7 protein-coding genes are annotated in these 13164 nt (G+C 40.4%); 3 read left to right on the top strand and 4 right to left on the bottom strand.

Annotated elements, in window-relative coordinates; all coding sequences use genetic code 11:
* Positions 1-14: 14 nt before the first annotated feature.
* Positions 15-959 carry a glycosyltransferase family 2 protein gene (locus ACEYW6_RS03875; RefSeq protein WP_412978696.1) on the bottom strand — a complete coding sequence of 315 codons (945 nt, stop codon included), beginning with the start codon at positions 957-959 and terminating at the stop codon, positions 15-17.
* A gap of 6 nt (positions 960-965) precedes the next feature.
* Entirely contained in the window at positions 966-1853 is an 888-nt protein-coding gene (locus tag ACEYW6_RS03870) for a hypothetical protein (RefSeq protein WP_196509931.1), read from the bottom strand.
* 569 nt (positions 1854-2422) lie between these two features.
* On the opposite strand from ACEYW6_RS03870, the gene ACEYW6_RS03865 reads away from it, so the two are divergent.
* From ACEYW6_RS03865 to ACEYW6_RS03855, 3 genes are all read left to right on the top strand, one after another.
* Positions 2423-8923: an amino acid adenylation domain-containing protein gene (locus ACEYW6_RS03865; RefSeq protein WP_412978695.1), complete on the top strand. Its 6501-nt coding sequence runs from the start codon at positions 2423-2425 to the stop codon at positions 8921-8923.
* A gap of 36 nt (positions 8924-8959) precedes the next feature.
* Positions 8960-9193: an MbtH family protein gene (locus ACEYW6_RS03860; protein WP_412978694.1), complete on the top strand. Its 234-nt coding sequence runs from the start codon at positions 8960-8962 to the stop codon at positions 9191-9193.
* 149 nt (positions 9194-9342) lie between these two features.
* Positions 9343-10080 (top strand): glycosyltransferase family 32 protein, encoded by a 738-nt coding sequence (locus ACEYW6_RS03855; protein ID WP_412978693.1) that lies wholly within the window; start codon positions 9343-9345, stop codon positions 10078-10080.
* 65 nt (positions 10081-10145) lie between these two features.
* Here the strand turns inward: ACEYW6_RS03855 and ACEYW6_RS03850 are convergent, their stop codons facing one another.
* Positions 10146-11354: a macrolide family glycosyltransferase gene (locus ACEYW6_RS03850; RefSeq protein WP_412978692.1), complete on the bottom strand. Its 1209-nt coding sequence runs from the start codon at positions 11352-11354 to the stop codon at positions 10146-10148.
* Positions 11355-11399: 45 nt separating this feature from the next.
* Complete coding sequence (locus ACEYW6_RS03845; RefSeq protein WP_412978691.1) at positions 11400-13052, bottom strand: ABC transporter ATP-binding protein/permease; 1653 nt, start codon at positions 13050-13052, stop codon at positions 11400-11402.
* Between the last annotated feature and the right edge of the window lie 112 nt (positions 13053-13164).

The raw sequence follows: 13164 nt of genomic DNA, 5'->3' as shown, positions 1-13164 counted from the left end.
ATATATAAATAAAATCAGTCTATTTTAAAGTGATGCCGGAAAAATGACATAAAATATTTTTTCCCAGCTTCTAGATATAACCTTAATGCTGTACCAACTTGTCCACGTCGCATCAAGTCTGTTCCAGATTGCATCTCGAATAAAGGCATTAATCTTTTTTCATAAAACCACAGAACTTCAGCTACTTTGGCTTTTTGCTCTTGGGTCAACCATTTTCCATCTTTCCATTTGTTAGTAATTTTTTGAGCTTGAGTTTTAAAGTTAACTGTCCTATGTAGTTGATTAATACTATGTAAACGATATTGATGCAGTTTTTCGGCTACAAAATGAACTTCGCTGACTAAAGCAACTTGTAGCAAGAGGTCAAGTATATGTCCACCATTTCTCCCTAAATTCTCATCCCATCCCGATGTCTTTTCATATATACATCGACGGAAAACACAACGTCCGTCTAGTCCACCTCCTAAACCAGCCACAATAGCTGCCAAAGGTGTTTCAGGAGTATCATAGGGTAGGGTTGTTACGCCAAAAAAAGAGGGGACAAATCTTGGCCAGGAAACGGTGTTTATTAACTTACCATCTTCCTCAATATTAGAGAAATCGCAATAAGCAGCACCAACATGAGGATATTGGTCAAGGTATTTAACCATAACCTCTAGCATTTGGGGTTCTAAGCAGTCATCTGCATCAAAAAATAATAAGTATTGCGATTCTAAAGAACAAGCTTTAAAACCATTGTTACGTGTTACACAGGTCCCACTGTTGGATTGTTTGATCAACCTCATACGAGGTTCTATAGTCAGATAATTTGCTACAATCTCTTTAGATTTATCAGTACTACCATCATCTACAACCACATACTCCCAATCGGTGAAAGTTTGATTGCTCAAACTTTCTATTGCCTTACCGATAAATTTTTCTGCATTGTAGCAGGGTGTAACAATACTCACTTTCGCCATACAAAATTAGCTCCAGTAGTAAATTGCATCATGCTCTTTAGAGAACGAGAGAAATCCACCAATAGTTATTCTGGTGCGATCGCCAATTGTTGGGACGATACAGTGATAGAAGCGACCACCATCGAATAGCATCATATCTCCAATATTCGGCTTAAAAGTCATGCTTCCATACTGCTGATCAAATACCTGATGTGATTGCTGGTATAAGCGAGAGCCATAGCCGTTCTTAGAGTTTGTGTCTTCAAAAACTAACTCCTCACCGTCCCACTCTAGCCCATAGATAACTAGTTCTCCTCCAGCTTCTGGGAGAGCTACGGGAATAAAGAAACTGAGTTGGTCAGTGACATCCACCAGGGTTCTCAAATGCTCACTTTGAGGACTGTTCAAAAAATCGTTCCCCACATGGATAGGAAACTCATGATCTGTTGGTACCTTACGGATGGTAGCTGGAATGTAGCTTTGTCCTTGAGGCCCATTGGGTACTTGTACCGAAAGTCCCCCAGAAAGAGAGCGCAATACAGATTCCATTAGCGCCTCAAAGTCCAACTTCCCTTCAAACAATGTGCGGCACTTTTCCCGAAAAATGGCTGCATAATCAAAGTACTGTTGCAAGCCAGGGTCGGAGAAAACAATGTTTTCACCCAAAGTATAGGCTCCCTTGATCGCCTCGGCAAACTTAGAGTCTAAAATTCCACTCATCCCGCCTTCATTATTCTCTAGGCGACTGACGACTAACTCAACAGTCTCTTTAGGCAACACCTCGCGGATAATCATACCCTCAAAGCTGCGGTTAAACAGCATATCTTGCAAGGCGTTGGGATGTTTTTCTATCTCTGAGATATGAATGTCAATAAAGTTAAACAGGGGTTCTTTGGAAATGACTCTTTTAGGCATAGTATTTACTTAAAATTTCTGGGTTAAAAATCCTGAAACCTTTTCATCCGTTGCGCTCAAAGCAGACATAGATTGAGTGTTTATAGTCTGTAGTACTGGAAGTTCCAGCCTTCACACGTGTAGACTCACAATATTTTTGCAAAAATTTTACCTCTCAAGACTTGTCCGGCAGCATCAGGGAGGCTGCTTTAATTGCAGAACAAGATAAATTTTTTACATCATGGTGTTGACATCATCATATATTTCATATAATTATCTTCTTGTCAACTACACTTTGAGTAACGATAAGTTGTAGTTATGTTTTTTGTAAAATAATTATCAAAATAAAAACATTCTACCTAAAATGAGCTAAACATATTGATTTATGATGAGTCAAAAATAGTTAAATTTTATACTACTCAACTTCAGACCAAGTTGAGCGTAAGTGTTTAATAATTAACTTGCTTGTATCTATTATGTAGGAACAAGACATTTTTCACTCCGTGTGTGCTTAGTAAATATTAACTTGGGCTAAAAGCGAATTATCTCAAAGCTTTTGCCCCTGAAAAGGTTAATTTATTTAAGGAATTATGACAGACACCGTGAATAAAATATTTCCATTATCAATCAATCAAAGAGAAATTTATATCGACCAAATGATGTGGTCGGAAGGTTCCCATCTGAATATCGGTGCAGTTGTCACGGTTCAAGGTGCTTTCGATATTGAAGTTTTCAATTATGCCATTAACAAAGTAATTCGCTGTCATCCAGGTTTGCGAACACGAATTTATGAATCTGAAGGTAAGCCTTTGCAGACAACTGCACCGCACCAAGATGTAAAGGTTACTTTAGTTGATTTTTCAAGTCATGAAAAGAGTGAAGAAGATGCCAAAGAGTATATAAATAGGCAATTTACCACGCCTTTTAGCTTTGGTGAAAATTCACCACTGGTGGCTTTTCAACTAATTCGGATTAACAACCAAAAACATATTATTTTTGCTAAATATCATCATGTTATCACTGATGGCTGGGGAACCTCTATTTTCTTTAGGGAAGTAATCAAAACTTACAATCAAATTATTAATCAAGGTACCGATAATCAAATAGAAAGAGATTGGTCTTTAATTGAATATCTTCATGAAGAATCAGAGTATTTAGAATCAAAGAATTTTCAGCGCGATCGCGAATATTGGCAACAGCGCCTAAAGCAGGTTTCACCTAAGATTTTTCCTCAAATTAAACCCCAAAGATTGATGGGAAACCGTCAATCTATTTATATTTCTCGTGAGCAGTATAACCGGGTTAATACTCTTTGCCAAAATATTCAATCAAATGTCTTTCATTTGATTTTGAGTTTAGTTACAATTTATTTAGCTAAACGCTATACCAAAAGTGATTTAGTTGTTGGTTTATCTCTTTTAAACCGCAATAAAAAAAGTTTTAAAGATGCTATTGGCTTATTTGTTAGCACCATTCCATTCCGGGTGGAAATCAATGGCAATAAAACAGTCCATGAACTTCTAGATAAAATCCGCTCTCTATTGCGGCAAGACTATCGCCATCAACGTTTTCCGTTAGGAGAGCTAAAGCGATTTTCTGGCTTACAACCAAGTAGTAAAGACCATTTATTTGAAGTTTATCTTTCCTACGAAAGGCACGATTACAACGAATGTTTTGCTGATAGTCAAACAAGTTGTGTTCCTCTCTACAGCCATCAGCAAAAAGTTCCCCTAATTATCTATGTGCGAGAATATGAGGAAGATAGTGACATCAAAATTGATTTTGATTACAATCTTTCCTATTTAGATTCTGAGACGGTAGAACAGATAGTTACAAACTTCCAAAATCTGTTTGAAGAAGTCACAGAAAATTTAGAACAAACCATTTCTAGCCTGTCTATTGTATTACCGGAAGTAGGCGTTTCACAGGATTTGGAAAACCTCTATCCTACTAGAGGAGAGGGTTTGAATTTTCCCCCTTCCCTTGTAGGGAAGGGGGTTAGGGGGTTAGGTTTCCCGTTAACCACAGAAACACTCGTTTCTGCTTTTGATAGCACCACCAACAAGTATTCTGAAAATATCGCAGTTAAATTTAACAAAATCACCCTCACATACGCTGAACTTAATGCAAAGGCAAATCGCCTCGCTCATTATTTGCAAAGCCAAGGAGTGCAGCCAGGAACACGAGTAGGATTATGTTTAGAACGTTCAGAAAACGTCATTATTGCCATATTAGGAATCCTGAAAGCTGGTGCAGCCTATGTTCCTCTCGATCCTAATTCTCCCTCTGCACGTCTGCAATTAATTCTGCAAGATAGCGGGATTTTGGCACTAATTTCTGAAGACTCAGTTTTATCAGAATTGACTGACAAAGAAGTAGTAGCATTCACTCTCAAATCTATAGAAAAGGAACTTAGCAATCAACCAGATACATCACCACCAATTTACTTACAACCAGAATTTCCAGCTTATATAATTTACACTAGTGGTTCCACTGGCACACCCAAAGGTTGCGTTGTAACCCATGCTAACGCCATCCGGCTAATGCGTTCCACAGAAGCTTGGTTTGGTTTTAACGAACAAGATATTTGGACGCTGTTTCACTCCTTCGCCTTTGATTTTTCCGTTTGGGAATTGTGGGGAGCTTTGCTCTACGGTGGTAAAGTAATTATTGTTCCGTTCTGGTTAAGTAGATCCCCAGAATCATTCCGCGAATTTCTCACCACAGAACGGGTAACTGTCCTCAATCAAACTCCTTCCGCCTTCAACCAACTGATTCGCGCCGACGAAGCCAGTGTGGGAAAACTGGCGTTACGCTATGTTATCTTTGGCGGTGAAGCTTTGGATTTGCCAAGTCTGCATCCCTGGCTAGAACGGTACGGGGATAAAAACCCGCGTTTAATTAATATGTACGGGATTACAGAAACCACCGTTCACGTTACCTATCGCCCTATTTCCCAGTCCGATCTTACCAAAAACCGTGCTAGTGTAATCGGTACAGAGATTCCCGACTTGCAGATATACCTGCTGGATGAAAAACTAGAACCCGTTGCTGATGGATTACCAGGAGAGATTTATGTAGCCGGTGCAGGGGTGACTGGCGGTTATTTAAATCGTCCCGCACTGACAGCAGAACGGTTTTTACCGAATCCTTTTGCAGAAGGACGAATTTACCGCAGTGGCGATTTAGCGCGGAGATTGCCTAACGGAGATTTAGAATATTTGGGAAGGATAGATAGACAAGTCAAAATTCGCGGTTTTCGGATTGAGTTGGGAGAAATCCAAACAGCGTTAACGTCCCATTCTCAAGTTCGTGAAGCTTTGATTTTGACTGATGAATGGGAAGAAGAAAATAGGCTGGTTGGTTATTATGTTCCAGGAGAATCCCATCCTAATATTAATGAACTGCGTCAGTATCTCAAAACCAAGCTGCCTGAGTATATGGTACCAGCAGCTTATGTGAGTTTAGAAGCTTTTCCTTTAACTGTTAATGGTAAAATTGACACGCAAGCATTACCCGCGACCGATTGGAACCTTTTAAGGGTAGAAGAAGATTATGTAGCTCCCCGCAATGCTGATGAAGAAAGCTTCTGTGCAATTGTAGCCGCAGTTCTTGGTCTGGAAAAAGTCGGGATTGACGATAATTTCTTTGAAATTGGCGGAGATTCGATTCTGGCTTTGCAAGTTATCGCTAAAGCTAAAAAAGCAGGTTTTGCAATTTCCGCTAGAGAACTTTATGAATTTGCAACTGTGCGTCAGTTGGCTGTAAGAAAATCAGCATTAAGTACAACTGACTTAAGTAAAAATACGGTAATTGACCTTTTGTCTGAAAGCGATCACCAGCGCTTACCAAAAGATGTCGAAGATGCTTATCCCCTCTCTAGTTTACAGGGAGGAATGCTCTATCACAGTGAGATGCATCCTGACTCGGCAATTTTCCACCAAATTTTCACCTTTGATTTACGCCTCACCTATTCAGAAGCTGCTTGGAAAAATGCGATCGCTGATCTTTGTCGCGCACATCCAGTATTACGGACTTCTTTCCACTGGACAGGATACAGCACGCCGATTCAAATTGTTCACGCTCAAGTTGAATTACCTTTAACGGTTGTCGATTTGCGTAATTTGGGAGCGAATGCACCTCAGCAAGTCGCCAAATGGATTGAATCTGAAAAAACCCGCTCCTTTGATATTGCGAAACCTCCCTTATTCCGCTTCCAGATTCACCGACTCTCAGATGAACAACTCAGCTTCAGTTTCAGTTTTCATCACGTCATTCTGGATGGTTGGAGTGTCGCAACATTGCTCACGCAATTATTACAACGTTATGTTCAGTATTTAGAAACCGCAAACGTTCCAGCGTTGACAGTTCCAGAGATTGCTTACAGAGATTTTATCGCTCAAGAACAACAAGCGATCGCTGACAAGCAACTGCAAGAATTTTGGCAAAAACATCTCAGCAACTTGGAAGTTAGCACCCTCCCGCGTCTGAATGTAGAGCATTCAATGTCTCTAAAACGCCAACTAAAACGCTTATCAGTCACCATTGACGAGCAGTTAGCTAATAGCCTCCGCAAAATTGCCAAAAATGCCGGGCTTCCTCTGAAAACAGCGCTTTTAGCCGTGCATCTGCGCGTTCTCTCCTTTTTAACTGGACAAAATGAAGTCGTGACTGGTAACGTCATCAATGGACGACCCGAAACCCTCGACAGTCAAAATCTGTTAGGTTTGTTCGTCAATACAGTACCGTTGAGGATGGAATTGACATCTGGTAGTTGGTTAGAGTTAATCCAAGCCGTTTTTCGCGCTGAACGGGACATTCTCCCTTATCGGAATTTCCCATTAGCTGAGATGCAACGCCGGATTGATCAGCGTCCTTTATTTGAAGTGGGATTCAACTACGTCCATTTTCACGTATATGAAGGGCTGCTAAATCTACCCCAAGTTGAAGTTAAAAACGTTGATATTTTTGAAGAGACAGATTTTCCCTTTCTAGTAGAGTTTTGTCTGGTTCCAGGAAGTGCAGCCCTGCAATTGAATTTAATCTATGACGTGCAGCAGTTTGGCGATGCACAAGTTGAGCAATATAGCAAGTATTATCAAACTGCCCTGACTGAAATCGCCACTCAACCACAAACACCATACCACAAGCGATCGCTCCTCTCTTCTGAAGAACGCCAAAACTTACTGCAAGCTTCCAATCTGGACTCAGCCAATTATCTATCTGACCAAACCCTGGTTTTTGCCTTTGCTCAAGCGGTTTCCCAATATGCAGACAAAACCGCCCTCTGTTTCCAAGAAACTACTCTCAGTTTTGCAGAATTAGATACTCGTTCCAATCGCCTTGCACATTACTTAAAAAGCAGAGGCGTTAGGACAGAAACCCTTGTAGGGCTTTATTTAGAACGTTCTGAACATTTAGTAATAGCCATCCTAGCAATCCTCAAGGCTGGTGGTGCTTATGTTCCTGTTGATACTAGTTATCCTAGCGATCGCATAGAATTTCTCTTACAAGATAGTGGCGTTTCTCTACTCATCACCCAGCGTTCAGTCGTTCCCCAAATTCCCGCAGGTGATACCGAAATTATCATTCTCGAAGATATAACCACCCAACTAAAAAATCAAAGCCATGATTCCTTAGCAGCCCAGATATTACCAGAGCATCCAGCCTATATAATTTATACAAGTGGTTCCACAGGCAAACCGAAAGGCTGTATTGTCACTCATGCCAACGTTATTCGCTTGCTCAAAGCCACTCAATCCTGGTTTGAATTTAACAGCGCAGATGTTTGGACGTTGTTTCACTCCTACGCCTTCGACTTCTCCGTTTGGGAACTGTGGGGAGCCTTGCTATATGGCGGTCAAGTAGTCGTAGTCCCCTATTGGACAAGTCGCTCACCAAAGGACTTTTTCCAACTGCTCCAAAACCACAAAGTTACGGTATTAAATCAAACTCCATCAGCCTTCAAGCAATTAATCCAAATAGCCGCATCAGAGACACCAAAGCTACCTTTGCGTTACGTGATTTTCGGAGGAGAAGCCTTAGAACTACCAAGCCTACAACCGTGGTTTGAGTTATATGGCGACGAAAAACCGAGATTAATTAATATGTATGGTATTACCGAAACCACCGTTCACGTCACCTATAGACCGATTACCCAAGCAGATGTAAACGCCAATCGAGGTAGCGTTATTGGTCAACCGATTCCCGATTTAAATCTCTATATCTTAGATGAGAATCTGGAACCAATGCCGATAGGAGTTCCTGGGGAAATCTATATTGGCGGTGCGGGAGTGACGCGGGGTTATCTGCATCAGCCTCGTTTGAGTGCAGAGAGATTTATTCCCGACCCCTACGCCAAAACTCCTGGTAGTCGTCTATATCGCAGTGGAGATTTAGCGCTTCGTCTACCGAATGGCGAACTAGAATATCTTGGACGCGCCGACCAGCAAGTGAAAATACGCGGTTTTCGCATTGAACTAGGTGAAATTACCGCTGTTATCAGCACTCACCCCCAAGTAAAAGAAGCCTTAGTCACCGTAGGGAAAGCTGCAAATGGAGATAATCGGCTAATTGCTTACTTTATCTCTAATACCGATTCAGACCTGAAAACCGTCTTACCAGAGTTTTTAAAGAGCAAATTACCAGACTATATGATTCCAGGGGTCTATGTGCCACTAGAAGCAATTCCCTTAACAGTTAACGGCAAAGTAGACTACAAAGCCTTACCTGCACCCGATTGGAGTGGGACAAGTAAACCTTACATTGCACCTAGAAATGAGCAAGAAGCAACTATCTGTTCCGTGATAGCTAGTTTATTACAAATAGAACGGGTAGGAATTACCGATGATTTCTTTGAAATTGGCGGAGATTCCCTGTTAGTTACCCAATTAGCCATCCGTTTGCGCCAAAGCTATCAAACCGAGTTTCCCCTACCTCAATTATTCACCCATCGTACCCCAGAAGCGATCGCTCTTTTACTAGCAACTTCTCCATCTGTGCAAACAACCACCGATATTCCCAAAGCCTCGCGTCAACGCCGTTCTGTAAACTTAAGCGATGACGGCATATTAGTTAAAGGTAATGGGTAATAGACCAATCACCAAAACAAAGGAGCCTAAAAAACTATGAGTAACAACGAACACAACGACGAAACTATTTATCTTGTAGTAGTCAATCATGAAGAACAATATTCAATTTGGCCGAAATGGAAACAGGAACTGCCATTAGGATGGAAATCTGTAGGCAAAGAAGGCTCTAAAACTGAATGTTTAGCCTATATCGAAGAAGTATGGACAGATATGCGTCCTTTAAGTTTGCGTCAGGCAATGCAAGAAGCATCTACTCATCCTGAATTGTAAAACTTAACTTACAGATTGAGGACTAGAAGTTCGTAGTAAGGACTTTAGTCCTTATTTTCTAAGCACTAAAGTCCTTACTACAAACCCTCAAAACTAGCTTGACAAAGTACTAGAGACTGCGAAGAATCAAAACCACACCCAATTGCTCAATGACTAAAATTCCCAAAATAATCCATCAGATTTTTTTTCTGGGAGAAGCAGCCATACCAGAAAAATATCGTCGTTATCATCAAACAGTTTTGCAGCATCACCCAGAATGGGAACACCAATTTTGGGATGAAGCCAGAGCAAAAAAATTTATGGCAGATAATTATCCCTGGTTTCTGCCAATATTTGATGCTTATCCCCATAAAATTCAACGTTTTGATGCCATACGCTATTTTATCCTTCATCATTATGGAGGTTTCTATATTGATATGGATATTGAATGTCTCAAACCACTTGATGATTTATTAGCAGATTTTGAGCTTGTGCTTTCAAAATTAGTTTGCTTTAGTAATGCCATTATGGGCAGTATTCCAGGACATCCTCTCTGGCTAAAAGTCTTCGAAGAATTACAAAAACGCAAAGATAATTCAGCCCAAAATACCATGCCCTATTATGTAGGCCACAGCACCGGGCCTCTCATGTTAAATGATTCCGTAGTAACAAGTAAATTCCATGAAAGTCCCACAGTTCGTATATGCCCAGGATATATTTTTGAACCAGGTGCTCCAATGGAACTTAACGGCAAAATCTTCAAGAGCCAGCCTAGCTCAGAGACTTATACCATACACCACATGACTACTTCTTGGTTGCCTGCAAAACACCAGATAACCAGAGCTTTATTCGGTATGCTTTTAGAACCATACTGGTTCTTTCGCTCTTTCCTCAAAAGTACTGTCTGATTTTTTGCATGGGCTTGTTTATAAAATAAGCTCACTTCAAAAAGAGGCAAATACAATTAAACAATTTAAGATATATATTCTAATGTCTGTGAATCTTTCTGTTCACAAACATATCGCAGAATTTCATCTACCGCTCGCTTTACTCCGCCAGCCGCACGACAAGCGTCACCCAAACTACCACTATTTACTCGGAAAGAGCTATTATCAAAAATTCGTTGCGCCGTTTGCCGCAAGCCTTCTGAAGTTATATCTTCTAACATCATCATAATTCCTGCACCCTGCTCCTGAATGCGGCGGGAAATGATTTCTTGCTCATAAGTTTGTGGTACTGCAATCATTGGCACCGAATACCAGACAGCTTCCCGTGTTCCACCACCTGCACCGTGCATAATAAATAGACTGGCACGCTCTAATATTTCTAATTGGGGAACAGTACCCGTAGGTCGAATGATAAAGTTTTCTGGGATATCTCCTAGAAGTGTGACATCTAAAGCTGGACTCAACACCATTACCACCTGAGCATCTGTGTTAGTAAAAGCCTCAATGCATTTATGGTAAAATCCCAAACCTGGGTCGTGAATATTCCCAAATGAAATCAGGATGAGCTTGGATGAATTCAATTTCTCCATTGGGAAATCATATTCTACTGCCCGCACGGGATTACAAGGGCCAACAAAATGAAAGCGTTCATCAAATTTATCGCTATAAGGTTGGAGTTCTAGGGGTAAATAACAAATGTTGAGAGGTTCAATATTAGTAAAAGTGTCAACAAATTTAATTGGAGGTACACCATAAGTTGCTCTTAACTCACGTTGATGTTGACGATAGTGCTTCATCCCGACAGCCGCCTCTTTTAACAATCGTGGTAGTTTCTTCCTCAGCCAAGGACATTCATAGAAACTTTCGGGAGTAAAAGCGGCTGTAGCAATGGAATTAACGGCAGGAATATTGAGCAACTGTGCCACTAGTCTTCCCCAGAGACAGAGAGAGTCGTGAATAATATAATCTGGCTTTTCTGCACGCACTGATTCTAAGAGTGCTGGTAGCATCTCACGAGTACACCAAGTTAGAGAAGGTACTAGAGACATTTCATTTTCAGATGGTGGCGCTGTCTCAGGATTGAGTTGAGGATAGCAACGAAAAGCAGCTCCAAAAGACTCGATTTCTTGTTGAAAATGGCGAACCTCGTAATAAATTACCTCTTCACCTCTCTTCATCAACTCCGTCACTAATCCAAAGGTTGGAATAACGTGCCCGGCAGCGGAAACGTTCATAAATATTACACGACTCATAGAAAATACCCTGCTAGTTTGACAAATTTAAAGATTAACAATGACCTGATGATATTTTTTGAGAGTAGGGCGATGACCAACACTAATAAAGGTTGTCTCTGTTTCTACTAAAAGACTATAAAGATGTTCTTCGTTGTTAATATCTAAAGCACTAGTCGCTTCATCTAAAATTGCATATTTTGGTTTCGTAACTAAAAGCCGAGCAAAAGCTAATCTTTGTTGTTCTCCCAAAGAAAGAACATCGCTCCAATCTTGCTCGACCTCAAAACCACCAAACCGTTCTGCTAAGTCTGACAGATTGACTCTGTGGAGAACTTGATGGAGTTCTTCATCACTCAGATTAACCTTGGCGTTAGGATAGATTAACTGCTCCCGAAGAGTCCCTAAAATCATGTAAGGACGCTGCGGTAAAAATAGCATTTCTTCTAATTCCGGACGAACAATTACACCTGTTCCCGAATTCCATAAACCCGCCAAGGCACGCAACAAAGAACTTTTACCACAACCGCTATCTCCCATAATTAGTAATCCCTGTCCTGTTTCCAGTGCTACAGACAGGTTGCTAAATAAAGTTTTTTGATAATTGGGTGTTTCGACAGTCAGGTTTTCCAAGGCTAAACGGCTGCCTATAACTATATCAATAGTCCTAGAATTAGCTATTGCTTTGCTTGGCTGTTTGAGATATTCATAAAATACGTATAGGCGATTAATTGAAGCAGCAAATTTAGTAAATTTTTCAAACTGATACATAATCAGATTCACAGAAAAAGCAACCTGCCCAAAGGCACCACCAGCTTCTGTGACTTTTCCCACCTCCGTCTCACCTGACAAAATTTGGTTTCCTAAAATCAATGCTGGTATGATCCAGGGGAGATAACCAAACTGATATTTAAATATGTTTAAATACACCTCTGACCATAATATCAATCGCTTAAAGTTATGAAAAACTGCATTAAATATAAGTTTAATTTTATTAGCTTCCTGAAGGATGCCGTTATAGAAGGCAATAGACTCAGCATTCTCTCTGATGCGGACTAAACCAAAGCGAAAATCAGCTTCTTTTTTTAGTTGTTCAAAATTCAGTTGCGTTAATTTTCTGCCATAGAACCCAATAGTTATGGCGTAGGCTAAAATAGAATAAACTACCAAAGCAATAACTAGATTTTTGGAAATAGACCAGAGAATGACACTAAAAGCAATTACTACAAAAACAGATTCCAGACAATTTACCAGCAACTGAATAGATTGCTGGCAGAAATTGGCAACATCTTCAGAAATACGTTGGTCTGGGTTATCAATCTCTTTATGAGAGTTACTCAGATCATAAAAAGCGCGATTTTGGAAATATTGATTGAGTAAATGATGAGTCAACCATCGTCGCCAATAAATGCCGATTGTCTCTCGCAGAAAACCATAGCCAGAATTTAGGAAACCAAAGACGATTATTCCCCCGAAGGCAACTAGTATAACTTGCCAGAATTTAGTACTATTACGGGCGGAAAGGGCAGAAATTAAATCTCCCTGTATAGTATTTAAGAAAACCTTGACTTGAGTGGTAGCTAATAATAAAACTCCGAGAAGCACAAGTAAACCTATAGCACCTCGTTTTTCATCGCCTAACCAATAGAGTTGAGCGATCGCCCAAAACCGTTTAACCGCTTTCAAGCTGAATCGATTCATTTGTAGACTATATAAATTTTTCTAGTTTTGAGGATTTTCATAACTACGCCCTCTATTCATTGCGGTAGGGATTAATCAGGGACAGGTTCAAAAGAAAATTTACCCCCTACTA

The organism is Nostoc sp. UIC 10607 (assembly GCF_047228265.1).
GTDB classification, from domain to species: domain Bacteria; phylum Cyanobacteriota; class Cyanobacteriia; order Cyanobacteriales; family Nostocaceae; genus Nostoc; species Nostoc foliaceum_A.
The sequence above is the reverse complement of the archived record's forward strand: the minus strand, read 5'-3'. Positions and strand labels throughout refer to the sequence as shown.

Excerpts from the sequence above, each read along its gene's own strand:
- ACEYW6_RS03875 (WP_412978696.1), bottom strand. The coding sequence starts at position 959 with ATGGCGAAAGTGAGTATTGTTACACCCTGCTACAATGCAGAAAAATTT.
- ACEYW6_RS03870 (WP_196509931.1), bottom strand. The coding sequence starts at position 1,853 with ATGCCTAAAAGAGTCATTTCCAAAGAACCCCTGTTTAACTTTATTGAC.
- ACEYW6_RS03865 (WP_412978695.1), top strand. The coding sequence starts at position 2,423 with ATGACAGACACCGTGAATAAAATATTTCCATTATCAATCAATCAAAGA.
- ACEYW6_RS03860 (WP_412978694.1), top strand. The coding sequence starts at position 8,960 with ATGAGTAACAACGAACACAACGACGAAACTATTTATCTTGTAGTAGTC.
- ACEYW6_RS03855 (WP_412978693.1), top strand. The coding sequence starts at position 9,343 with ATGACTAAAATTCCCAAAATAATCCATCAGATTTTTTTTCTGGGAGAA.
- ACEYW6_RS03850 (WP_412978692.1), bottom strand. The coding sequence starts at position 11,354 with ATGAACGTTTCCGCTGCCGGGCACGTTATTCCAACCTTTGGATTAGTG.
- ACEYW6_RS03845 (WP_412978691.1), bottom strand. The coding sequence starts at position 13,052 with ATGAATCGATTCAGCTTGAAAGCGGTTAAACGGTTTTGGGCGATCGCT.